Annotated in this window: 11 protein-coding genes; all 11 read right to left on the bottom strand. The window is 47.2% G+C overall.

Features of this window, described 5'->3' with window-relative positions; all coding sequences use genetic code 11:
* Positions 1-32: 32 nt before the first annotated feature.
* Positions 33-2,114: an alpha-L-fucosidase gene (locus BUB30_RS21490; RefSeq protein WP_073138053.1), complete on the bottom strand. Its 2,082-nt coding sequence runs from the start codon at positions 2,112-2,114 to the stop codon at positions 33-35.
* 370 nt (positions 2,115-2,484) lie between these two features.
* Positions 2,485-5,034, bottom strand: a complete 2,550-nt coding sequence (locus BUB30_RS21485; RefSeq protein ID WP_073139580.1) for a cellulase N-terminal Ig-like domain-containing protein — start codon at positions 5,032-5,034, stop codon at positions 2,485-2,487.
* 140 nt (positions 5,035-5,174) lie between these two features.
* On the bottom strand, positions 5,175-5,864 hold the full coding sequence (locus tag BUB30_RS21480; RefSeq protein WP_073138051.1) for an NUDIX hydrolase: 690 nt from the start codon (positions 5,862-5,864) through the stop codon (positions 5,175-5,177).
* 210 nt (positions 5,865-6,074) lie between these two features.
* Positions 6,075-7,031 carry an alpha/beta hydrolase gene (locus tag BUB30_RS21475; protein ID WP_073138049.1) on the bottom strand — a complete coding sequence of 319 codons (957 nt, stop codon included), beginning with the start codon at positions 7,029-7,031 and terminating at the stop codon, positions 6,075-6,077.
* 128 nt (positions 7,032-7,159) lie between these two features.
* Complete coding sequence (locus BUB30_RS21470) at positions 7,160-10,486, bottom strand: VCBS repeat-containing protein (RefSeq protein WP_073138047.1); 3,327 nt, start codon at positions 10,484-10,486, stop codon at positions 7,160-7,162.
* A gap of 82 nt (positions 10,487-10,568) precedes the next feature.
* Positions 10,569-12,143, bottom strand: a complete 1,575-nt coding sequence (locus BUB30_RS21465; RefSeq protein ID WP_073139577.1) for a RagB/SusD family nutrient uptake outer membrane protein — start codon at positions 12,141-12,143, stop codon at positions 10,569-10,571.
* A gap of 11 nt (positions 12,144-12,154) precedes the next feature.
* Positions 12,155-15,367 carry a SusC/RagA family TonB-linked outer membrane protein gene (locus BUB30_RS21460; protein ID WP_073138045.1) on the bottom strand — a complete coding sequence of 1,071 codons (3,213 nt, stop codon included), beginning with the start codon at positions 15,365-15,367 and terminating at the stop codon, positions 12,155-12,157.
* Positions 15,368-15,911: 544 nt separating this feature from the next.
* Positions 15,912-20,075 carry a hybrid sensor histidine kinase/response regulator transcription factor gene (locus BUB30_RS21450; protein ID WP_073138041.1) on the bottom strand — a complete coding sequence of 1,388 codons (4,164 nt, stop codon included), beginning with the start codon at positions 20,073-20,075 and terminating at the stop codon, positions 15,912-15,914.
* Positions 20,076-20,380: 305 nt separating this feature from the next.
* The gene (locus BUB30_RS21445; protein WP_073138039.1) at positions 20,381-22,846 is read right to left on the bottom strand and encodes a glycoside hydrolase family 95 protein; all 2,466 of its coding nucleotides are present in this window, start codon (positions 22,844-22,846) and stop codon (positions 20,381-20,383) included.
* Positions 22,847-22,848: 2 nt separating this feature from the next.
* On the bottom strand, positions 22,849-24,774 hold the full coding sequence (locus tag BUB30_RS21440; protein WP_073138037.1) for an alpha/beta hydrolase-fold protein: 1,926 nt from the start codon (positions 24,772-24,774) through the stop codon (positions 22,849-22,851).
* Between the two features lie 101 nt (positions 24,775-24,875).
* Positions 24,876-26,921, bottom strand: coding sequence for an endo-1,4-beta-xylanase (locus BUB30_RS35990; RefSeq protein ID WP_084138295.1), 2,046 nt, complete (start codon positions 26,919-26,921; stop codon positions 24,876-24,878).
* Positions 26,922-26,948: the final 27 nt, after the last annotated feature.

The raw sequence follows: 26,948 nt of genomic DNA, 5'->3' as shown, positions 1-26,948 counted from the left end.
TGTATCCACCGGACGGGCGCGAAAAACCTGCATCAGTCCGTGATCACGTCTATTTCTGCGTATCCCATATTGTCATTGTCCTCCGCATTCTTCAATGCCTGCAACTTGATGAACCGGGCCTTTAGCGGGGCGAACTTCCTGATTTGCCACACCGGGTTGTTCTTGATGTTCGAAAACTCACCCTGGTCCACACGTTTCCATTTCTTATTATCAGATGACACATAAAATTCGAAGTGGGTTATAATCCCCGGCTCCCACCGGCTTTCATCGGGATGATATTTGAAGCCGCTAAGATTTTGTTCGCCTCCCAAATCGATCACCACTTCTTTCGTTTTATTTTGATGCCATGTGGTCGAGATATTTCCATCGAGAATCGTGTATGCTTTTTCATCACCTATTCCAACGATCTTCCAATCCTTTCGGGAAATATCAAATTTCTCGAGTGCTACCGGACTGCTTTTATCGGTAGCAGGATCATAGGCAATAGCCTTTATCTCTATTTTTCCCTCCGTCGGAACAGGACCGGTATATTTTTCCGACTTGGACGTTGGCTCGCTACCGTCCCGGGTGTAATAGAAATACGGTCCGATGTCATCGGTGGCGATGACTATTTCCCCGGCTTGATTTCTCATGATCGTGGGAGCATTCAGAAATACAGGGGCATTGAAAACGCCGATGTTGGAAATCACCGGACTGCCCTTGGCGTCTGTAATCGTGAAACGGATCTTGGTTGTCTCAACACTGGGAAAACGAAGAATGCGCTTGTACCCGATGGTCGTTCCTTTAGTCAGTTCTTTCCAGGTTCCGTCGATGAACCCTTCCACGGCAAAGGACTTCACCCGTTGCCCCAGACGAATAAATTCCTGCGCCAGAAAACGGTTGACCGAAGTTGGCTTTTCAAAATCGATGGTCAACGAAGCCGTTGTCACGCTGTCGTCGGTCGTCCAATACGTATCCGGATTGCTGTCGGTTGAATTTTCAGCTTCAAATTTTTTCGAATCGCCGCGCACATTCGTAGCACTTACTTTCTTTTTTTTCGCCAGGTTGTCAGCGAACGAGGCCTTCACCGTCGCGCCGAATTCCAACGCCGCTTTTTTGTCGTTTTCATGTATTAAACCGTTCGGCATAATGGGAAAATTGAGGAGCAGTGTTCCATTGCGGCCAATCGAGTTATAGTACGTCTCCATCAATTGCGGCACCGTCTTTACTTTGTTGTCTTCCTTGGGATGATAAAACCACTCCGGACGGATGGAAGTATTCACTTCTGCCGGCACCCATGAATCACCGTTTTCCAAACCATAATGCAACATTGCCCATTCTACTTCTCCTGTGGCGTTCAACAGGCTCCAGTTGGTTTCGCCCACATAACCGGATTCCGTTCCGACCCAACGAAGATCACCACGGTCGCCGCCATCATTCCAGATCACAATCTCGGGTTGTAATTGGCGGATCATCTTATAGGTATTCTTCCAGTCATAATAGGTGGTGCGATCAATGGTACGATTTTCATCGGCGCCCCCGTAATATCCGTTACCCCCGTTTGCACCATCGAACCATATTTCGAAGATGGGACCATAATTCGTGAGCAATTCTTTAATCTGGTTTCTGAAATACGTGATGTATTCGGGTCTTCCATAATCAGGACGATTCCGATCCCACGGAGAAACATATATCCCCAGTTTCAAACCGTATTCCTTACACGCGTCGGCCATTTCACGAACCACATCTCCCTTTCCGTTTTTCCAGGGAGCGTTTTTGACGGAATATTCCGTGTATTCAGAAGGCCAAAGACAAAAACCGGAGTGGTGCTTTGCCGTCAATATTATTCCCTTCATGCCCGACTCCTTGCAAATGCGGGCCCACTGCCGGCAATCGAGTTTTTCGGGATCAAACAGATTGATATCTTCATTACCATAACCCCAGGACTGGTCGGTATAGGTATTCAATGAGAAATGAACGAAGGCGTAATACTCCATTTCCTGCCACCGCATTTGGTTTTCCGATGGCACAGGGCCAACCGGGAGTGGCGCCACGGCTGTCTTGCCGCAGCCAAAACAAATAGAGCAGACGATCCCATACAAAAAATACCTGATGACGTCGTTTGATTTTTTCATATTGAATTTGAAGGATTTATTTTACTCCAATCCGAACCGCGTTGCCTTTCACCGAATCAATCTCGTTTTTTAAAACGGAAAGTAAAATGTTATCACGCTTATCTTGGGGGGCCAAACATCCCAGATTAGGTCATAAAAAGTCTATAAAGCGGAAACTGGGCAACAAAATGCAGGTTATTGGGGGGATTGCTTAGGTTTCAACACAAAGCCTCTACTGTATGACGAAGAGCCGGTCTACAACATTGCATCAAATTATATCCTGACGAATCCGCGGACTGCACGGGACTCTGCGCTACAAGCGGGGGCACTGTTACTAGATCTTAGCAACAACTTCATCTCCACACACCCCGGCTAAATCCGGAACCCAGTATTACTTCACCAGATTCTTAAACGCTGATCCGAAAATTAAATAACTCGTATTGCCCCCGATGGTACCTTCGTTTTGTCCCCAGAGGAATGGCCAGTCGTCGTAGTTTTCAAAGTGGTCGGGTTTTCGGAATAAAATACCCGGTGCTACGTTGCCGGGAATAAAAGAGAAGTCAGCCCGATTATTACCATAGAAGACTGCTTTAGGACGCGTTGCACCAACCGTTGCTACCAGTGAATAATTGTGATAGGGATGACAACCAAATAACCAGTTCGTAGCCTTGAACGCTTCACCCGGGGCAACAACGTCCGGAAAATACTGGCTTGCAAAACAGATCGTGGTACCGAAATTTAAAATTGCGCCACTGCCAGCCCAGTTGCCCAGCACAATCGGTACGCCATAGGGATTTTCCTTTTCTAGTCCTTTTATGTAATCCGCATACTTGACCACGTAGGGACGAAGCTTTTCCTTGAAGGCTGCATCCATATGCGGGACGGCATTCAGCGCCGTCAGCAGTGTGGTATTAACGTTGCGGTCAAGCGCTGGCCACAAGAGCTCCTGGAATTTATCGCGATACTGTTTTTCGCCGGTCGCTATATAGAGTTGAAGATTGGTGCCAACATTAGCCGACGCTCCCCAAGGCGAATTGTCTTCTGGCTTCGCGGCGAGAAGGTCGGTTGCTTCTTTCAGAAGTCTCTTAGACTGTACCAATGCTCTGGCCGAAAGATCATCATTATAACCCTTCAAAGCCCTGCTCGCCGCGGCAAACATGGTAGCGGCGTAAAGATCGAGTCGGGGATTGCGACTGGTGAATGCCCACATGTCATCCTTGACTCCGCTGGATCTTCCATCTTTTGCTTTTTCGTAAGGACCAAGATTCGGATTATAAGGAAGTCCATCCGTTAATGAAGCGGCGTCTCCCAGGTGATGGTAATTGTCGAGCACAGCGTTTGAAAGCGTTTGCGTCATGTGGCCAACAATCTCGGCCTGCGCTACCAGGTTCAATGTTCCATGCTCGATAAACTGCAATACATCGGGTGTTCCATCAGGTCGATGAAGGTCGACATAGCGTTGCTTCTGATCAACAAAGGTCTGATCACGTAATGGTTTAAAATACTCCCACGTTTGAACGAAGTTTTGTACTACACTAATATTCGCGCCTGTTTCGATATCAAAATCTCCTGCATCGAAAAATCCACCGACGTTTAGTCCCGGGATCGGCTCGAGGGCTTTATACTTCGTGTCCGTTGTCGGTCCTTGAGCATGCAGATCGAAATGGTCTGTGTTTGGCGGAGCTTGGAGATAACCTTCCTTGAAAGGCTCTCCATGCCACACCCTGTACGCCTCATTTACAAACATGTGATCCATGTGAATCGGAATCCATATGTCGCTCGTAGCGTCCGTGATTTTATCATACACGCTATTTTCAATCAAGAAGTCGTTCGTTTTGAAATTGCCATACTTGATGTAATATATACCCGGGGTAGTGACGGAGGTGAAATCAAATTTCACATAGTGATATTTATAGTAATCGCCCCATGAAACGATCTTCCCGCTGAACACCTCACGGGCACTCCCGTCGTTGCCTATGCTGTATAGTGAGGCTGTGGCCAGTGGCTTGTCTTTCTTGTCCAGTTCAATAACAGCGACTTTCTGCTGTTTGGGGATGTAACCGACTTGGGAGAACCCTATGTTTGGCTCTCTCACCCACCCTTTGATGGCGTTTGGCTCAACCGTCCAGGTTAACACTTTTCCTGTTTTGCCAGAGGGAAGAATGCTACGAACAACGAACCAACCATTTTGGGCCAACACCCGTCCATCGAAGAGCATCAAGTCGACATCCGGCGAAGTGATTTTCACCAGGCGCGAAGGTTCATCGGGTGCCAGAAGAAACGTACGACCTCTTTCAAGCGGAAGTGGATCAATGAATTTACCGGTACCCCGGTCGTCGTATGTTTTGTAACCTTTAAATTGTTTTGGCTTTTCGTTGTTCGGTCTTGCCACACTGTTACCCACCACGTAACGTGGGAATCGATTATAACGTCCGTCTGCCAGATAGGCTTTGCCCCAATACTGTGAAGGAAGAAATTCGAGATTAAAGCCTGCGCTTCCCTCAAGTTCTTTAGGAATGGGTTTGTCCAGGTAGACCGATATTTCAAAACCACTACCCTTCGCTGTAACAATCACACGCGAATCGAAATCGTAATCTTTATAACGCAATGTGCTCTCTATACTTTTCGACGCCCGGTCCACCTTTCGGGTTGATATTTCCGGAACCAGGTCCCACTGTTCAGGCGTGTTGGAGAGCCTCACCGCACCCCCTTGGACGGTCCTCACGCCATGATGAATTAACTCAATACCAGCATTCTTCTCGTCGTTAAATCCCCCTGTAAAAAGGTTATTGTAAACGAGGACATTAACGCCCTGCGTTTCAAAATATTCGAGATCATTAAGCTTTAGTTCCTGTGCGTAAGCCTGACTTAACGAAAAAAGCAGGACCGTTAACGTAATTATTGATTTTAAGCTCTTGAAAAACCCCTCTCTTACTATCATTGGAATAAGTTTATGCGTGTTGTTTATTAATTTATTGACAAACAAAATTTTCGACGTCGGTTAAAATAGTGCGCCTGTGCAGATGACCGACATTGAATGTAAATTATTTTTGCACTTCTGGCCCCGGTATTTCCACGGCTTCAGGCAAACTTTTTGGTGTTCTTATGAACGTGGTTATAATTCTGATTATTGAATTCATAATAGTATGCACCTTTCCTTGATGAACCTCTCTCCTTTTCATTCAGCTTATTCAGTACGCCAAGCGACCGCATTTTCTTTATGAAATTGCGCCGATCAAACGGCATTTCGTAGATGGCCTCGTAAAGACTTTGCAATCGCGGCAACGTGAATTTTGGAGGAAGGAGTTCAAAACCAATAGGATTACAGGCTACCTTTTCGCGTAGTCGTTCCTGAGCCTTCAGTAACAGTTTTTGGTGATCGAAAATAAGCTCCGGACTTTCCGAGAGCGGAAACCACTTCGCTTCGTGTTCAAGCTGAAGTTGTTTGTTGTAGTCTGTAATATTGATCAGTGCAAAGTAAGCAATTGAGATAACCCTGCCCGCTGGATCGCGATCTACATCGCCAAATGCGCAGAGCTGTTCCATGTAGATGCCTTTCATTCCGGTAAGTTGGTGTAGGACTCTGTTCGCTGCCTCATCCGTCCCCTCATCTTCACGGACAAAACCGCCCATCAACGACCATTTTCCTTTTTCAGGTTCAAAACCTCTTTTGATCAATAGCGCCTTCAACTGCGTCCCGTCAAAACCGAATATGATACAGTCAACGGCTACGAGAATTCTGTAATGGTTATGGTAGCTGCTTAGATCCATCCGCTTCCTTTTTACAATTCACTATCGCAACACAAAAAAGGACGTGAGCCATTCAGCCAAATGCACCCACGATCCTTTTCGCCCAAACAAAGCTTCCTTCCTATTCTGATCAAAGATCGCTGCGGCGAAACCGCTGACATAAATAATTTCCGCTTTCATTGATCAAACTTAGGCATGCTTAAACAAAACTTCTCTTACCGCTCGCGTACGTTATTTCTTCGCGGTCTTTGCAACAAGGAAACCATTAACATCAAGCCAGTGCATGAAGGCGTCGAACCATTTGTTGCTGGTCCGATTGGGATTGCCCAGGCCGAAGCCGTGGCCGCCATTCTGGTAAAGATGAAACTCGACAGGCCTGCCTGCTTTAAACCATGATTCGATCACACCGAACTGGCCGCGAAACAGAAAATCATCCGAGGCGATCACGTTAAACATTGGCGGAGCGTTCTTCGGTACCTCAACCGGTCCCATGCCGCCATATATTGGGCCAATAAAGTCGAGTTCCACGACTTTTGAATTAAGTGTGGTGTGCATCGTGAGACCGGCACCGGCGGAGAAGCCAATCATTCCCAGTCGACTTGTATCAACACCCCATTCCTTTGCTCGCGTGACAATCATTGCGTAGGCAGCTTCCGCATCCGCGAGTTGGTTGGACAAATCCATGCGCGGTGGACCTGGAGGAGGAGGTGTATCCTTCTTGCCATCTGCGGGAGGTGTTGCTGCTGCGAACGTTCTATTCATTGACTCCTTGAAACCATCGAGTGACTCCGGCGTGGGAAAGAGACGATATTTAAGTACAAAGGCAGCGATGCCCTGATCGGCAAGCGCCTGAGCAACTTCCCATCCTTCGTTACCCATAGACAACCATCGGAAACCTCCGCCAGGCGCCACGATCACTGCTGCGCCATTTGCTTTGCCTGGTTTAGGCAAGAATGGTGTAAGGGTCGCCTTTGAAATATTCCGTGCCATCGGATCGCCCCACTGCCTGAACCAGGTTTCAGGAGCAGGCTGCGCTTCGACACCGCCAGTGCCGAGCGGGATGGCATTCGGTTCCGCAGGAGTTGCGAGTGGATAGATTGTTCCGTCTTGTGCTATTGCCAAGGTCACATTAAAGAGTAACGTGGCGAGCATGAAGATTTTTGTCAGTTTGGTCAAAGATTTCAGCATCGTAGCTTTGTTTTATAAGTGGTTATAGTTGTATTGATCATGAGTCATCCTGCTTCAAGCCCGGGTCGATAGAAAAGAAGCGTGGCGTCCACATTACGACACGCAGCCTCTCCAGCCCATAGCCTAATTCAATGTTTTCGACGAGACAACGCTAATAGCATTGCACTATCCCGCTTGGCATCGCTGAACCACGTCAACGGCGCCTGATTCGATGTGACGATCCATTTGCGTTTATTGTCAATTTTTATCTCCTCTATCGCCTTGGCATCCGTCATAACACAAAAGCCACTTTGATAGGGAGGAATAATTTGAAACGTTCCATCACCATTGCCCAGAGCATACACACCGATGCCGGCGTCGAGATAACCCGACAACGTTTCCTCTGCAAACGAATTTCCGACCGCAAGAAAATCGAGATAAGGATCGTCGTTGAGGTGGCAGACGGTGATGCTATTCATGGGACTAACCTGAATACTTAACGGCAGGGCATGCAGTGAAAATTTTCCCTTGCCCTGGTTTTCCAAGTATGAGGACTCAAAACATGTCGCACGCTTCACGATCATGTTCTGTTCGCCCAGGTATTTAAGTATTTCACCCATCTCTGTCTTTCCGTATTTCGAATACGTCCGGAGAATGCGGCGTAGTCCGGGGATCTGTTCGGTCATCGTTTCCCGATAGTGTACCGGATATTCTTTTCCTTGTATATAGCGTGAAATGAACGGGTCCATTGAACCATTTGCGTCAAAGTCTTTTGCGTATATGGATACGGGTTCCTGCTCGCTTGCGCGGAGCACGGAATTTTTGCCAAGATTACCTAAGATGTAATCGGGATCTCCATCGTTATCGAAATCACCTTCTGCTATGCTGCTCCACCACCCTGTCTTAAGTTCTGTAACTTTTTTAAAGGCGCCCTTGTCGTTGCCAAATACGGTTACCGGCATCCACTCCCCAACGATGATCAGATCCTGCCATCCATCGTTATCAAAATCAGTGAACAATGCGTCGGTCACCATACCCACCGAATCCAGCCCACTCCCTATGCTCCTGGTCACATCCTCAAATTTTCCTTCACCATTATTTCGCATGAGATAACTCCTCGGCGTGGAGGGATATGAGACGGGCACTACACGTCCTCCAACAAACAAGTCAAGATCGCCATCATGATCTACGTCTGCCGCCGTCACACAACTTCCACTACTTTCTATTTTTGGCAAAGCGTCTTTATCCAATTGGAACTTGCCTTTGCCATTATTCTTGTATAGCCTGTCCTGATACTTGGATGTATCCTTACCGAACTCGCTGCTCCCGCTCACACAATATAAATCCAGGTCGCCATCCTTGTCTGCATCAAATAGTAAGATGCCAACATCTTCTGACGTTTTAACGGCAAGCGAATCGACATGAAACTTCCCGCCGGCCTCCTGTTGATATATCATGGCGCTATGATAAGCGGTACCCCCAACGATAAAATCGTCAAGGCCGTCACCGTTAATATCTCCCACGGCAAGTCGTGGGCCTTGTTGAGAAAATTTGTGGGGTAACGTAGCCTGACCAAATTTGTAGTCTGCGTAAGCCTCTTCAGGCATCATAGAGGCGATTGCAGATTCCTCTTTTACCAACCACGTCGAATTGGGCTTCGGACGTTGATACGTCAATTCCGCTTGATCGTGGGAGGCCGTAATACGTGTATTGGCTTTTACATCTCGCATGACCTGCATTTGCCCGTCGGGCCACACGACGATAACGGAGTCAACTTTTTTCGATCCCAGCCCAAAGTGCATTGTGGGATCAACGCTAGAGAGGTAACCCCGTTGCAACTGTTGTTCACCGTAACTGAGTTGTCCATCCCTATACACCCATATCCGGGTGCCGATTCCCTGAAGATTTCCCCGGGGCCCCTTCAGTTGCAGTTGCAAGAATTTTGCGTCAACTCGAGTATTGTCGGCAATCGTGTTCTGGTATAACCGAGCCACTCCGTTAAGGTTATTCAGTATCAGATCAAGGTCTCCATCATTGTCAAAGTCTGCGTATGCGGCCCCATTGGAATACGTGGGGTCGGAAAGACCCCAGGAGTTTCCCACACTCTCAAATTGAAAGTCACCCTTGTTCTGGAATAGAAAATCAGGTTTAAACACACCACCAAGTTCCTTAAGCGCTTTAGCAGCACCTATCATCTTTAAAGAATCTGTCCCAAACATGGTGACATCTTGATTATACGTTACAAAGTCGAGGTCAGTAATATCTTTCAGATAGCCATTGGAGATAAAAATGTCGCGAAGGCCATCATTGTCAAAATCGGCGATAAGAGGTGACCAGCTCCAATCGGTGGCATAAATTCCACTCTGATACCCGATATCACTAAAGGTGTTATTTCCATTATTGCGCTGCAGTACATTTCGAATATACTGAGGGCGATAATTCAACTTCAGACTCTTCATAAAGCGCTCATAACCCATCCAAGAGAACATCGTCTTTTGTCTGAGGTTATCGTCAGGCATCATGTCTACCACCACCAAGTCATTCAGCGCGTCATTGTTAAGGTCGGCCATATCCGTACCCATTCCGTTAAACTCCTGGTGATTCATCCAGGACGAAATCTCATTTCTGAATGTTCCATCGTGTTGATTCACGTACAATTGATCTGACGAGAGAAAATCATTTGCACAATAGACGTCGGGCCAACCGTCCTGATTAAAATCGTTTACGATAATTCCAAGGCCCCACCCCTCTTCAAGAATCCCTGCCGTCGCCGATACATCGGTAAAGTGAATGGTTCCGTCCTCCAGTGTATCTTGTCGGTACAGCTTATCAACACTTTTGCCACTTCCATCGGTGCGCTGGCCAAAGGGTGTATTACGATGGTAAGACTCCAGGGAATTCGTCAGCAGAAACATATCAAGGTCGCTGTCCAGGTCGTAATCAAAAAACACCGCTTGGGTTGAATAGCTTGAATCCGCAAGTCCAAGCGGCGCAGCTAAATCTTTAAACCGGGGAATACCTTTTTCATCCAATCCTTGGTTGACAAAAAAGATATTCGGCACTTTTTTGTCTTTGTTGGGATGCGCTGTGGAAACATAAATATCCAGTAGCCCGTCGTGGTTAATATCAACGATGGAGACGCCTGTACACCAAAGGCTTGTCTTTACTCCGGCAGCATCGGATACATCCTCGAAAGTTAAATTGCCCTTGTTCAGATAAAGCGCAGAACTATTGATGTTCCCCGCAAAGAAGATATCTGCGCGGCCATCGTTGTTAAAATCCGCCACACCTAAACCTGCACCATTATACAGGTATTCGAACTTCAGGGCATTCAACGTATCATTCTCCAGTAACACATTTGAAAAGCGTATACCGGAATCATCCGGTGCGACCAATTGAAATAGTTTACGATCCTGCCTGCATCCATGGAATAAAAATAAAAGAGCGACAACCGTGGTAAGTGCGAATATTTTCATTTATGAGGACATGTTTGTCAAAAAAGTAATCCCGGAATTGAAGCATTCCGGGATTACCAAATTAGATGGGGACTATCTTAAATTAATTCGTGTATCCAGGGTTTTGAGATGCCGAAGTAAATTTGGGATTCGTGTTGAATTCGTCTTGGGGAATGGGAAGGAGTTCATATTTATTGGCTTGAAAATAGCTAATAGGGTCTGGTCCCTTGATCTTTCCATTGGCTCTCCAACGAAGAATATCAATATTTCTGATCTCCTCACCAGCCAACTCTACGAATCTTTCGTGCTGAATAGCCTTCAGGATCTCATCTTTGTTCGTCACCGGAAATCCGGCATTATCCATAGCGGCTGTCCCATAGTTCGGCATGCTCACGCTTGTACGGTCTCTAAGTTGGTTAAGGTAACCGATAGCATTTGCTGCTGTACCCACTTCGTTCTCGCACTCCGCAAGCAACGTCAACACATCGGCATATCTCCAGAGTCTGTAGTTAATACCATCGTTGACATTGAAGCCGCCTGGATCAGCCTTATACATGATGGAGTACTTTTTCCATCTGATCTTCAATTGATTTCCCTCGTATAGCGTCGTATTGTCACCAGCAATGTTAATGGTTGTCTTGCCATCACCGCCACTGGTTACCAACGTCCTGGATCCATTGGCATACGTATCTCCCGGGAACCAGAAACATTCAGTGAGTCTCGGATCACCATCTTCATATTCGGCGACCAGCTTGTCTGATGGAATCAGGTTTGCCCAGCCAACAGCAGAAAATTCCTGGGAACGAACCCAACTGTCGTTTGTCGTACCGTTACCTGATGCATCCCAGCCATAGCCTGTATCCAAAAATCCCACTTCAAAGACCGACTCGGTGTTATACTCTGTTTCGTCCTTGAAATTGTCGAAGTAATTGGAAACAAGGCTATAAATACCCAGATTCTTTACAGCCTCAAGGGCGGTTTTTGCTGCTGCGTAGTCGCCTTTGCAAAGATCAATTTTTGCGGCTAGCGTTAGTGCTGCACCTTTCGATGCACGTCCCAAGTCAGCAGTGGCGTACGTGGCGGGCAAAACAGCGCTTGCAGCCGTTGCGTCTGCAAGGGCAAAAGCGAATGTTTCAGCCTGCGTTGACCTTGGCAGGGCATCACCGAAATTCGCTGCAGGATGGTCATACAGCGGAACGCCACCCCACAAAGCACCCAACGTATAATAAGCAAAACCTCTCAAAAACTTGGCCTCGCCAATATACCTGTCTAATAAAGGTTGGTCACCGGCCGACACTTGCAGCAACCCGCCATTGGTGATAACAGCATTCGCCCGATGTACGATGGTGAATAGACCTTTATAGACATCACTCATTACCGAATTTGTATAGGTGTGAGATCCATTCAGCAACTGCGCTCTGGGAACTTCCAATTGCCCGCCACCAGCTTTCATTTCATCGGATCTGAGATCATGAAGAAAGAAGTATTCTCTTCCTACCATTTGGTTGCCTTGCAACACCGCATATATCGCATTCACAGAAGTCCCGACCTGATCCAATGATTTATAGAAAACATCGTTCGTGATCTGATTCGGATTTTTGGTGTCTAACAATTTCTCATTGCATGAAATGACAATCGTCGACACTAAGACAAGGGTTAATATTAAAACCTTTTTCATATTCATATGGATTAAAATCCTAATTGTACACCACCAATGAACGTTCTCGGCTGCGGGAACTGTCCATAATCAATACCATTGACTAAGAAGCGGTTATTGTCACCAAAATTGTTGATGTTTCGGTTACCCACTTCAGGATCGTATCCCTTGTACTTTGTTACCGTCACCAAATTCTGAGCGGTGACGTAAATCCTGAACTTCTTGATCGCTCCGTTCGTGAAACCTAAAAGCGAAGCAGGTAAGGTGTAACCAATGTTCAGGTTCTTGATACGAAGGTATGAACCGTCCTCCAGGAATCGATCGCTGGGTCTGGCATTTGAATTTGGATCACCGCTTACGGCTCTTGGAACATTTGTGTTGGTATTACCAGGCGTCCAGGCATTCATTACTTCCGTACCCGAATTGAACAACCTTTGCATACCCTCGGTTATTACTCTGGTACCGTTATAGATTTTGTTGCCATGAACACCTTGAATAAACATCGTCATATCAAAGCCCTTGAACGTAGCGGACAGGTTTAATCCATACGTAAACTTCGGCAAGAAGCTTCCCATGTCCTTCATTTTGCCTGTAAACCGGATATCTCCAGGCCGGGTGTATTTACCCGAGTTAGCCGGATCTCTCCACTTGGCAAGATCTACGGTGCCGTCGGCCATTACCGGGAGGACCAGGTTGTCTTGTGTGGGTTTGCCTTCCCCGTTGACAATCTCTCCCTCATTTTGGAACATGCCATTCGTTTCAGAAAGGTAAAAATGCTGGATGCTGGATCCTGCTATCGTTCTGGTAATATTACCTGCTCCATAATCCTGGCTACCTCCGGCGAAGAATGCTTGATTTGCCGTATAAAGCGCTTGTATCTCATTTTTAATGATAGAAACATTTCCGGAAGCATTAAAGGTGAAATCCTTCGCCACCTTGTTGTAACCGAGTGTTAATTCAACTCCCGAATTTTTCATTTTTGCGGCGTTCAAGTCTGTAGCAACTTGAATGCCCGTCGACACCGGAGGTGAGGTGCCCAAAATCAGGTGATCCGTATCCTTTATGAAATACTCGGCTGTAAACGTGAGTTGATTATTGAACATTCCCAGATCAAGCCCGATGTTTTTCATCGTCGAGATTTCCCATCCATAATTAGGGTTCGGGAGTTTGTCATAGTATGATCCCTGTTGGAGAGCATTATTAAACGGATAAAACGTATTGGTGTAGATAGGGGAAACATAACTGTATGCCGAGTTAGGTTTAGCTCCAACCTTGCCATAGCTTGCTCTCAATTTAAGATCGCTGACTTGGGGGATACCTTGCATGAAACCTTCCTCGCTCAGCTTCCAACCCACAGATGCTCCAGGGAAGTTGCCCCATTTATGATCGGGCGCAAATCCTGAAAAACCATCCCGGCGCATGGAAACACTCAGCAGGTATTTTCCTTTGTAATCATAATTCACACGACCCAGGAAGGAAAGCAAAAACATTTCCCAGCTTTGATTATCGACCGTCAGGTTAGTTCCTCCTGTCAAATTATTGATGTCATTGGTCGCTAGTTTTCCACTGGTATTTAGGTAGTTGTTCTTCTCATCCTGTCTCTCTGCAACGACAACCGCATTTATACCATGAGCACCGAATGTTTTATCATAAGTCAACTGGTTGGAGTAATAGAGAGAATAATAGCTGTTTCTATTGTCTGTTAAATTGTGCGTAGTTCTGCCCTGATACCCGCCGTCGCTGAAAATTGGATCATTTTGTAAAGCGCGATCTTGCGAGGAATTCACACCGAACGTGAACTTGTATTTAAGGGCATCGGTGATCTTGAACTGCAGGAATGTATTACTCAGGATGTAAAGATTATGATTCTTTCTTATATCCATCTGTGCCAACCGAACAGGGTTTTCCGGGTCGGAACCGTCAGCCGATGTAGTTCCATTATAACCACCAGGATTATTCGGATTGTGGACCGTGATATAGGGAACGGAGCGGAGCATATGCATCACCATCGTTCTTCCACCACTCTCCAACTGATTTTGATTGTTGCTTTGTGTAACCTGTAAGTTCTCGCCAATCGTAATTCGGTTGTTGATTTTTGTCTCCACACTAAGTCTTCCATTGTATCTGTCAAAAGAAGTTCCCAGCATGATGCCGTCTTGTTTGAACCTTCCGAACGACATGTACATCTTCGTCTTTTCGGTTGACCCTGAAACAGAAGCCTGAACTTGCGAAATAGGCGCCGCACGGAACATCTCATCTTGCCAATCGGTGTTCGTTTGAGCAAATGTTTGGGTTGTCCCTGCATAAATGGGCTGATTCATATTGGAGAATCGCGAAGGCGGGTTGCCTCCTGCACCCGTTGCCAGTGCCGTGCCATAAGAAAGGTATTGATCGCGATTTAGCAAATCCAATTTCTTCCAGGCGCTTTGCGTTCCCGTGTAGGCTTCAATATCTACATGGACTTTCTGATCCTTCGATCCGCTTTTGGTGGTAATAATAACGACACCATTCGCCGCACGTGATCCATAGACTGCCGTCGCAGCCGCATCCTTTAAGATTTCAACCGACTCAATATCTTTTGTATCCACACTATTCAGGTTGAAATTTGGTGCAGGAAAACCGTCCACCACGTAGAGAGGATCCGCATTTTGCGTGATCGAACCGATTCCGCGTATCCTCACGATTGCGCTTGTACCAGGACCTCCATTATTGGTAACCATAACACCTGGAACACGTCCTTGCAATGCCGCAGAAACACTGGGCACAGGCAATGCTGAGATTTCTTTCGAATTGACTGAAGAAATCGCCCCCGTCACCGAAGACTTCGTCTGCGTACCGTAACCCACAACAACAATTTCTGTCAACGTAGACACGTCTGCTACCAGGGAAACGTTTATGGCGGTCCGGTCCCCCACAGCGATCTCCTGCGTAACATATCCAATAAAGCTGAAGATCAGTGTGGCATTGCCATTGGCCAGGGTAATGCGGTACTTCCCGTCGGCGTCGGTGGTCGCTCCGTTCGTTGTGCCCTTTACCACGACATTTACTCCAGGAATAGGAGCGTTTGTGTCGTCAAGTACCTGTCCTGATACACTCAATTCCTGAAATACCAGGGAGGACTTTGCTTCCACTGTGTTTGCGTTAACATGACACAGTATAAGTGCCGCAGATAAAAGCGGCAAGAGCTTAAACTTAAGCCTTAGCAGTCGCCTGAGGCTTGAAAAATTCGAGTAGATTTCACTCATAACTTCTTTTGGGTTGTTTTAGAATAGGTTTTCGTTGAACGCTCATACAATAACTGTTACTGCATGAGTTTTGAACCGGGAAGTATGATCCTGATTCGGGGGCTACATGGATCTTCCGTCTGGCTTTTAGGGTTTAGGTTAATTTTTTTCACGTTCTATGCGTGACTGGGAATGTTGCGAGCCTGAACGCATGGATCAGGTTTTCAAGATTCACCGCACACGTTTGCTAAAGTCCGATTTGAGCCCCACTAATACGTATCAAAAAATGAACATTCGCTTGAAATTTTGAAACGGACCGGGTTTTTGGACGATAATGGCGAGGAAGTGGCAGATGAAGGAGTCTGATCTCAGCGTAAGCACATTATCCACGAAAGCGAATGCGTGGACCTGCCTTAAAAAATATGAATTTAGTTGTACGGAGAAGAGAAACGTGATGCGTTACGCTTCACTGGATACATCACTTGACCCCACCAAACAAGGGATAAGAGCCGGACGACAATGTGTGTGCGCAAACAATACAAAGTTGACGCAGAAATTATTTGATCTAAGCGTGATCGAGATATTCTGACGGAGTCTTGCCGTATTCCTCCTTAAAACAACGCGTGAAATAAGACGCTGAATTGAATCCCACTTCGAAAGCGATCTCTGATAAGGTGAGTTTATGTCCATCCATCAGTTTGATGGCCTGTTTCATTCGTACCATTTTGATGAATTCAACGATAGACTTTCCGGTCAGCGCTTTGATTTTCCTGTAAACCTGCATCCTGCTCAAATTGAAAACAGCAGCCATTGAATCGACGCTGAGTTGCGAATCCTGCAAGTTACCAGCGACGTAGTCAATAGCCTTTTGCAGAAATGCCTGGTCTAAGGAATTCGTCGTCGCTTTTCCCGGGGTCAAATAAACGTCGTGACTGAATCGCGCATACAACTTTCGCCGGGAGTTGATCATCTGGCGGACGTGTTCGATCAGGCATCGCATGTTGAATGGTTTTGACAAGTACAAATCAGCTCCGTTCTTTATCCCGTTGATCTGGTCTTCTATAGTTGCTTTTGCGGTAAGAAGGACAAAAGGAATATGGCTGGTGTTCAAATCGGACTTAATGGCATTGCAAAACTCTATGCCATCTTTTTTCGGCATCATGATATCGCTGATAATAAGATCCGGATTTTCACTTAACGCGACTTCCAAGCCCTCCTCTCCATCTCTTGCCTCAAGCACCGAAAATTCCCTTTCCAGCTCGGCAACGAGGTATGCTCTTAACTCGAAATTATCCTCCACAATCAATATTTCCGGCTTGTCCATACCGTTGCCGAAATCCTGATGCTCCTCAGCGGTTGGTGGGATCGCAACTTCTTCGTGGTCTTTAATATAGATGACGTCCGGAATGGCTACCACGTTCTCATCCAATTCGTAAGCATTCGCGCTGATGGGAAGTAAAATGGTAAAGATGGTTGCCTGATCCGGCGTACTTTCTACCGTGATGGTTCCGCGGTGAAGTTCGACGAGCGCTTTGGTCAATGATAGCCCAATTCCCGTTCCCGGAGTTGAAATTTTTGCGGAGGACTTCGCTTGATAAAATTTTTCAAAAATGCGCGGAAGTTCTTCTGGCAATATTCCAATCCCATTGTCTTCTATCATTAACTCTATGCATCGACAAAGTGTACCATCGGATATAACCGAATGGTTAGTCTTTATCCGCAACTTGATCTCCCCCCCATCCGCGGTAAATTTGAAAGCATTTGAAAGAATGTTAAAGATTACGCTCTCCAATTTATCACGGTCAAACCACCCCATAATGACGGGCTCCTCACAGCTTACAGAAAAGTGTATTCTCCGCTTTGTCGCCATTTCATTGAACGCCGAACAGGATTCTGCAATGAACTGAACTAACTCACTGTGTTGAACTTTCAATTTAAGATTCCCAACCTCAAGCTTGTTAAAATCCAAAAATTCGTTCACAAGTCTCTTCATTCTGTCGGCGTTCTTATAGGCCGCGAAAATCCTTTCCCGAAACACCGACGGAACTTCGTTAGATCCCATTAGACTTTCGAGCGGAATTAAAACCAAGCTTAAAGGCGTTCTGAACTCATGCGCGATGTTCGTAAAAAATTGCGTCTTCGACTCGCTCAATTCATGTTCCTGCTCGCGTTTGAGTTTCTCGATGGTGATCTCGTTTCTCATTTTCAATCGCTCCACCCTGATTTTGATCAGCGCATAAATAAACACCATCCCAATCGAAATGTAGATACAAAACGCCCACCACGTTTTCCAAAAAACCGGACGAATGGTTATCTCTAGTGCCAAGGGCTTATCCACCCAGACACCGTCTCGATTTGCGGCTTTGACGACAAACACATAGGTGTCCGGATCGAGGTTCGTGTAAGTAGCACTATGGCTAAGCCTCGTACAATTCCAGTCCTTGTCAAATCCTTCAAGCTTATAGTAGTAAGTATAGTTTGCTGACGGGTTGTAACTGAGCGCAACAAAATCAATCACGAAAGACCGCTGATCGTATGACAGGTCCAGTTTGGAAGTCAGGCTGATATGTTTTTTCAGCGGCGAATCAACCGCGCCTGGTTTGATCGATTGATTATTGATTTTCAGGTCCGCTAAAACGACTCTTCCAGAGGCGGATGTTGTACGAATGCTGTCGGGGAAGAAACTGTCTAAGCCATTGCTGCTTCCAAACAAAAATTTTCCGGTGGATGTTTGCAGCGCAGCCTTGGGTAGAAAATTATTTGACTTCAATCCATCGTCGCGCGTGTAATTTATAAAAGTGTTTGTCCGGGTATCAAATTTAGAAAGCCCCGTGTTGCCACCGGACCAGACATTGCCATGCTTGTCGATCAGAATAGACCGGATCGCGTTGTCGGTGGTTCCCCTCGCCATCTCATAAGACAAGAATTGTGTGCTGTTCTTTTTCTTAAGCTTTAAACCTTCTGTTGTTCCAATCCATAAATCGTGGCTGTTCTTATCCTCCACGATGGCCTGAATCTGCGACCCTTTAATGCTCCCCATCCTGTTTTCAAAAATGTGCAGCCGGTAGGTAAATGAATTTCCTGATTTCCGCTTTAGCTCATATAACCCGTATAACGTTCCCACCCAGAATGTTCCTTCCGAGTCTTCAACAATATCTGAAATATAAGCCGTGTTCGGAATATGAGTAGGCTGATCGTATTCTGTTGCACTGACAAACTTGTCCGTTTTTTTATCGTAGAAGAAAAGCCCACTTCCCCACGTTCCTGCCCAGACCGTTCCCATCTTATCTTCGTACAGGCAAAAAACCTGATCATTACCGAATCCTTTTGATCGCAGAGAATAGTAAACCAATTGATTGGTCTGCGGATTTATCCGGATAACTCCCTTACCGGCAGTGCCGAGCCACAATTGGTCATCGCTGCAAGAAATTACGGATGTCACATCCTTGTTGTTCAATTGGCGATTGATCTGAACGGCAGGTTCAACCTTCTTACTATTAAAATCAATTTTGCCAAGACCATGACCATAGATGGCTATCCACAGGTTTCCATGGCTGTCTTCAGCAAAACTCCTTACTTCATTATTTTCAAAAGCGTTTCTTCCAATTGATTTTTCCTTTGTATCGAACTTCTTCCGGGTATTGTCCAGCACGAATACACCATCACTGAAGGTCCCGATCCAGATTAACCCGAGGTCATCAGCATAAATGGAGTGAATCGAATTCGTGGGTAAGCGTTTTGGATTACCTTCTTCGCCAAGCAAACGATGAACGTTGTTGGTTTTCAGGTCAATCCGATTAAAACCCGAACTCTCACCCCCTACCAGGATATTTCCGTTGTGATCGATACTTAATGCAAGGATGGCATTTGAACTATTGCCCAGTGCGTCGCGTGACAATAGTTCCTCGAAGGCGTAATGCCTGCCCGTCGAGATCAAACGGGTGATCTGGCCCGTTGTGGTGGCTATCAACATGTCGCCTGACTTTTCCGGAACGATCGTACCGATGTGAGCATTCGAAAACCGCTGAAGTGCTCCCAAAGGAAGTCGCCTATTCGTTCGTAGATCATATAACAAGAGTCCTCCCCTGCTACCGCACCACATCGTATCGCCCCGCTTTACCAGTACCGTTATAAAATTAGTTGACGGTACCACGCCGTCTTGGGGAGGATCGGTAATGTAGGAGAACTCCATTTTTGCAGGATCATATATATTGATACCGCCCTCATGCGTGCCGATCCAAAGCCGGCCCTGCGAATCGAATTCGAGATCCGTAATGTATCGGTTATTCAGATAATTGTGATTCGCTTTAATGGAATCGACGGTTACGAAATTATCCAATGCACGATTGTAGATGCACAACCCCTGCGCCGTACCCACCCATAGACGTTTGTCGTCACCTTCCAAAATGGTGTTAATCGTGCTATTCGCAATAGAGGTCCGGTCATTCGGGTCGTGAACATATCGAAAAGCATTGCTACCATCGTATCGGATCAGCGCATCGTCCGTTCCAAACCACATGTAGCCTTTGCTATCTTTGTAAACACACCGGATCGAAGCATTGGACAATGCCTCCGGGGCAACGGGGATGAAGGAAGGAGATAACTCCTGACCAGACGCTGAAAGCGTGAAGGTAAGAAGGGCCATCACCAATAGATATAAAAACAGGGTGACTCTTACCTCCTTCAAGAAAGAGATGCATTTCTGAAATTCGCTGCTCTTTTTTTCCATTAGAAAGCTCGTTTTTGGTTACGTCAATGAACCATTTAAATACACTAAGCCAACTTCATTTCAACTTCAAAACTAGCAAGTCTTATAGTCAATTTGACTATAAGCAGGAGCGTAAGAACAACCATGTAGGCGGTGTTGTTTAGCCGTTCTACATGGATTGCAAACGATTGTGTAAAAATAAATGTATTCTGTACATTTACAAGCACCTAGCCGAATAACAAGACTTTTTTTTTAGCGGTCGATCAATTCAACGTATAGTTTCAGCGTTTAAACACGCATCTCGCCAGCGGCTTCGTTCATTTACATCATTTGATCTCCGGCGTCAGCACATACACGCCGCCAGCCCGGGTATCTATATCATATAATTTTGTCTCAGAAAGTTGAGGTAATTGTACCGTCGCCGATGCAGAAATTAGCGGCGACGGGGTTTGCTCAACACGGAAGAACGGATTTTGATTTTCGCCAGGGGGTTGTTTCACGATGCTCCCTTTGGCCAGCTTCACATCATTAGGTACCCGGATCCGGAGATTTCCCCCGAGGTTCGACTTAATAATGGCTTTCACCAGCTTGCCATCTTGCCACTGGAGTTCAACGAGTTCAAAACCGCCGCGTGCGAGCAGCCCATTGACCTTACCATTTCTCCACACGTCTGGCAAAGCGGGGAGCAGATGAATTTCGCCGGTGGCACTTTGTACCAACATCTCTGCAATTCCAGACGTGCAGCCAAAATTGCCATCAATCTGAAAGGGCGGGTGCGCGTCGAACAAATTATTGTAGGTGCCGCCTCCGCCTTCATTGGAACCTACCGGCGTAAGCTGATTCTGAATAAGTTTATAAGCATGGTTGCCGTCCAGCATGCGAGCCCACCAGTTCACTTTCCAGCCCATGCTCCACCCGGTAGAAATGTCGCCACGTTGAAGTAGTGTATTCCTTGCCGCCGAAGACAATTGTGGGGTGCGGTAGGGGGAGATCTGATTCGATGGGAACAATCCATACAAGTGAGAGATGTGGCGGTGTTTGTCGTTGGGGTCGTCGATATCATCCAGCCATTCCTGCAATTGACCGTGCTGACCAATATGCATCGGTGGCAAACGATCACGCATCCGTCGCAGCGTATCGACAAATGATTTATCGCGATCCAAAATTTCAGCAGCGCGAATGGCCGTGCTAAAGACATCGAACACAATCTGGTTATCCATGGTTGTCCCAGCATCGAGTGACGACCCTTCATGTGCTTTAGGCGCATTCTCCGGCGACATGCCCGGATTGACCACCAACCAATGGCGACGTGGATCCTCCACCAGGAAGTCCACATAAAAAAGCGCAGCGCCTTTCAATACCGGGTAGGCTGTTTCAAGAAATTTTTTATCTCCATGATAGAGATAATGTTCCCACAAATGCTGGCTGGTCCATCCACCGCCCGCCGTCCATGCACCCCAGAAAGCACCATCAACTGCTCCCGTCGCGCGCCAGATGTCCGTGTTGTGATGCGCCATCCATCCCCGGGAGCCATACATCACCCGCGCCGTTTCCTGACCCGTCTCCGCCAGTTCACTGACCATCTTTAAGAAGGGTTCGTGCAGTTCAGAGAGATTGGTTTTTTCCGCCGGCCAGTAATTCATTTCGGCATTGATGTTTATCGTGTACTTGCTATCCCACGGCGGCCTCATTCGGCTATTCCATATGCCCTGCAGGTTGGCGGGCTGACCACCCGGTTGTGAAGCAGAGATCAACAGGTACCGGCCATATTGAAAGTAAAGCGTCACTAACTCAGGATCGGGTTCCGTGTTAAAGCGCTTCAATCGCTCGTCGGTCGGGAGCTTGGCTGCCGCGGTTACACCCAGGTCGAGTTTTACACGGTCAAAATATTTCTGGTATGCTTTCACGTGGGCCTTCTTCACCTCTTCATACGATTTTGGAAATGCCCGTTCCATGGCGTTCACGGCTCTCTCCTTTTCATTGGCCGTGATGTCGTGATAATTATTGAAGTTACTGGCCATCGAGACGTACACCGTCACAGCGTCTGCCCCCTTTACGACAATGGATGAGTCTGACGACGACACCGTTCCGCCCTCCAGTTTGAACCGCACAAGTCCCAGAAACTTTACTTTGCCTTCCACGCCTTCATGATCGCTCGTTGTGCCATAGATGCTCAGCTCATGCTTTGGTGACGTCGTAATTTTTGCCTTAGACTGCAATGTCGACAATGTGGCCACAAATGAAATGCGCTTGCTTTGGCTAGCGGTCAGGCGCATGACCACGACCGGGTCAGCATGGGAAGCAAACGTCTCGCGGGTATAGGTAACCTCTCCAACCTGGTAGCGGGTTGTGCTCACGGCCCTTTCAATGTCAAGCTCCCGGTAGTAATCTGAATAATCGGCATGACCTTCAAAGGTCAAGTGCAGATTTCCCACGGGTTCAAACATTTGACCGTGTGATTTTTTACTGATGATGAACTGGTCGGCAAGTTTCTCGGCTTCCTTTTGTTTACCATCAAATATGAGTTGCCTGATTTGAGGCAGTGAAGCCAGCGCGCCCGGGTTATCGTTTCGGTTGGGGCTACCGCTCCACACCGTGTGCTCGTTCAATTGAATAGTTTCCTTGCCCACGTTCCCGTATACCATGGCGCCTAGTCTGCCGTTGCCAATGGGCAACGCGTTCTCCCAGGTATCACCAGCGGGTTTGTTATACCATAGTCTCAAACCGGTCTGCTGAGCAGCGCCTGGGATAATAATGGCTTGAAGGAGGATGACGAAGAATAATAATCTCATAATTATTTGAACAATACCTGAGCAAAGGTATACAAATTGTTTCGCCACACCGGCCAGGTATGCCCACCGGGATATTCGCTGTAAGCATATTTGATTCCTATCTCATCAAATTTTTGCAACATGATCTTGCAGTTATCGTGTGCGATATCTTCCTTCCCCCCCATCGCGATCCAAAAGCTCTTCACGTTGCGATTGATGGAAGCCGCGTTATTTTTCATAAAGTCGTACTGAGGTTGAGAGAGATTGGGTTGATTGGCCCACCACCCGGAGCTGAAGACACCCAGGTAGGAAAACATGTCGGTATTCCTCACACCAGCATGGAGCGTCTGCAATCCACCCATCGACAAACCTGCGAGGGCGCGGCCCGTGGACTCTTTTGTCACGCGAAAATTATTTTCCACAAATGGGATCACGGCCTGTTTCAATTCGTTTTCAAACATGCGTAGCGTCTGCTCGCCAAAATTGGCAATGCCCCCGGTGCCCATGTTGCCATCCACCATCACGACGAGCATAGGCTTCGCTTTATTTTCAGCGATGAGATTGTCCAGGATCAGATCTGTTTTTCCCTGCGTTGCCCAGCCGCGTTCGTCCTCACCACCGCCGTGGAGAATATACAACACGGGATATTTTCCGCTTGCGTTCGCCTCATATCCCGGTGGTGTGTACACGTACATTTTGCGCCAGGTGCCCGTAACCGCCGAATAGTACCGCTTCATTCGAACATCACCGTGCGGAACATTTTTCTCTGCATAGAAGTCGTCTCCTTCAAATGGCATTTCAAATCCGCTCGCCATGCGCCCCATGCCATAAAATGTTTCGCTGGCCGGGTCTGCTATGGCCACGCCGTCGATGATCAATGAATAGTAATGAAACCCCGGTGATATGGAGTCGGTGGTAACCTCCCACATTCCGCTCTCGTCCTTCACCATATCATACTTCTTAGCCAGATCAATTTGTACTTTCTGAGCCTCCGGAGCCTTTACGCGGAATAGCGCCCGGCTTCCTCCGACGATACGCGGATACCGGGCCGACCGCACATTCGTAGATGCCGCTGCGCCCAGCACGGTGTAACGCGGAAAGCTATCCGGATTAACAGGCTTGAATAGCAGCTGCGAAAACATGTACAGGTCATTCTTCCAGACTTTAAAATCATGACCACCCGGCTCTACATAGAAGATGTGAGGCACGTGGCTTTGCAGTAAATAATCACGGGTGCGCTGACTGAACAGCATGAGGTTGTCGTCCAGCCCACAGGAGATCCAGAGCAGTTTCAATTTCGATTTGGCAACGGCAGGGTTAGGAACAAGGACGTCCGGCGCTTTTGTATTGGGCGCCGAGGAGAAGCCACCAACCCAGGCGAAGGTATCAAGATTGCCCAGACCAAAATTGAGCGACTGCCCACCTCCCATCGACAACCCGGCCACGGCACGCTGCTCCCGGTCTTTGTAAACGGGATAATTCTTTTCAATAAACGGGATCAGATCGTTCAACAGATCTTTTTCGAACGTGGCGAATGCTTTTACTTTCAAACTGTCAAAGACATTTCCGGTTGCCCGGTCGTCCTTCATGGCTCTTCCGTTGGGAAGCACTACAATCATCGGCGCCAGTTTTTGCTGCGCGTACAGGTTATCCAGGATGATTTGTGGTGCGCCCCCCTTCAGCCATTCCTTCTCATCTCCGCCGATTCCGTGTAAAAGATAAAGTACGGGATACTTTTTCTTCTTGGAATAGCCTGGCGGCGTATAGATGAGGGTCTTTCGCGCAATACCCACGGTCTTCGAGGGATACCTCACGGTATCGATCATTCCATGCGGGACATTGGCTTGAAAAACATCAAAGCCTGTAGGCGCCTGCAAGGTTGTTTGCTGGGCAAGCGCGACAGATGGAAGAGTTGCAAAGAGCAAGAGGAACAGAATCGGACGCTTCATAGGGCTTGTTGAAAATGTTAGGGTGGTTACGTTAGCTATTAATTCTTATTTTTTTGGCAATGTTCTGCATCACGCTTTTGTACAGAAAGTTGTCAGATGGGTCAAAAACTTACCACTTTGCCATAAGCGCTCTTCCTCTTAAGATTCTGATCAAACAACAGTGGATAATCCTTTCTGCCCCGCACCGGAAAGTTATCCAGCCAGGAGCCCCGATCACTTATATTCCAAAAAGTTACACCCGATAAAGACTGCCCATACTTTCTGAACAATTCGAAGCACATCCGATAGGTTTCGGCCTGTTTCTGTTCTTTATCCGATGTGAATTCCGTGTTGTTATCCTGCGCCGTTTTCGGCCGGGCATTGTGTTCCTTCGGATAGACCGAAATGTCCAATTCAGTGATCTGAATTTTCAGGCCCGCCCCGGCAAAGCGGGATAAAGTTGCGTCAAGTTGTTCGGCCGACGGTTCGGTGATGGCCCAATGCCCCTGCAGGCCTACGCCGTGGATCGGCACACCCGCTTGTTTTAGTCCGGTCACCAACTTGAATATTTTTTCGCGCTTGACCGGATCGATCTCGTTGTAGTCGTTGTAAAAGAGTTGAGCATCCGGGTCGGCCTGGTGGGCATATTGAAATGCCTTTGTGATAAACTCCTCGCCACAGATCTTATACCACGCCGACTTGCGATAGCGTTCACCGGGCGCATCAGAGACGGCCTCGTTGACAACATCCCAGGCATAAACCTTACCCTTATAGCGCGAGACCACGGTCGTAATATGATCCTTCAAACGCTGTAGCAATACTTCCTTGGACACCGTATCGCCCTTTGCATCCACAAACATCCAACTCGGCGTTTGATTGTGCCAGCATAGTGTGTGGCCACGCACCCTCATTTTGTTGCGCTGTGCAAAAGCGACGATAGAATCGGCATCGGCCCAGAAATACTCCTGCTCTTTGGGATGTATCGGTCCCATTTTCATGGCATTCTCAGGGGTGAGACTATTGAACTCACGCCTGATCAATGGCGCATCATCATGAAGCAACGCGCGCGGTGAAACCGCTACGCCTATTGGAAAGTAATCTTTATAATAATCCTTCAATCCTCTATCACCCACAACATCCTCGGCGAAGGATGACAAAGTCTGGATGGTCCCATCATCGTTGTACGTCAGTTCGGTGACCTTGACGTTGCGTAAATGTGTCTTGCCCGACAACTGCACGTCGTGGTAGAACAGATACCATTTACCCTTGAATTCAATTATGGAATGATGGTTCGTCCAGCCCGCTACCGGCTTTAACAGCACGCCTTTATAGACAAAGGGGCCATACGGTGAGTCACCCATCGCATAACAAATGTTGTGGGTGTCGCCGGTAGAATACGAGAAGTAATACTTCCCTTTGTATTTGTGCATCCAGGCAGCCTCAAAAAATCGCTTGTCATTCTGCTTTTCCGTAAACCGTTTCTGGTTTCCATCCACTATGGTAATTTCTCTAACTTCATCATGGAAACTCTTCATGTCCTTCGACAGTTTTGCTATGCGCGGCAATACGGCTTCTTCATCTGCCTTTCTTAACGCCCCTTTGGCGTTATATTTATTATCATCCCACCATTGGAGTTGCCCTCCCCAGATGCCGCCGAAATACATGTAAAACGATCCGTCGTCGTCTCTGAATACACAAGGATCTATACTGTAGCTACCCGGTATCGGTTTCTTTTCAGCAACAAAAGGACCTTCGGGATTTTTGGCAGTTGCTACGCCAATGTGAAACACACCGTCCTTATCCTTTGCCGGAAAGTACAGGTAATAGGTGTTGTTGGCATAGGCAGCATCCGGCGCCCAAAGCTGACGGCCCGCCCAGGGAATGTTCTTAATGTCGAGCGCAACGCCATGGTCGGTCACCTTTCCACCCACGAGATCCATTGACAAAACGTGATAGTCTTTCATATCGAAATGACCACCTTCATCGTCCTCTGCCGTATTGCTCTCAATGTCGTGTGAGGGATAGATGTATATTCTTCCGTTGAAAACGTGTGCCGAAGGATCAGCTGTGAATATGTGACTAACCAACGGGTCGGTTGCAAATTTCTGCGCATTCGCAGTCAACAGGGGAACGATCAAGAGGAAAGCAAGGCCTACGCGTGTCTTCATATCAAAGTATGGGTTGTTGAGAAGTGA

It is taken from the genome of Chryseolinea serpens, from assembly GCF_900129725.1.
Lineage (GTDB): Bacteria > Bacteroidota > Bacteroidia > Cytophagales > Cyclobacteriaceae > Chryseolinea > Chryseolinea serpens.
The sequence above is the reverse complement of the archived record's forward strand: the minus strand, read 5'-3'. Positions and strand labels throughout refer to the sequence as shown.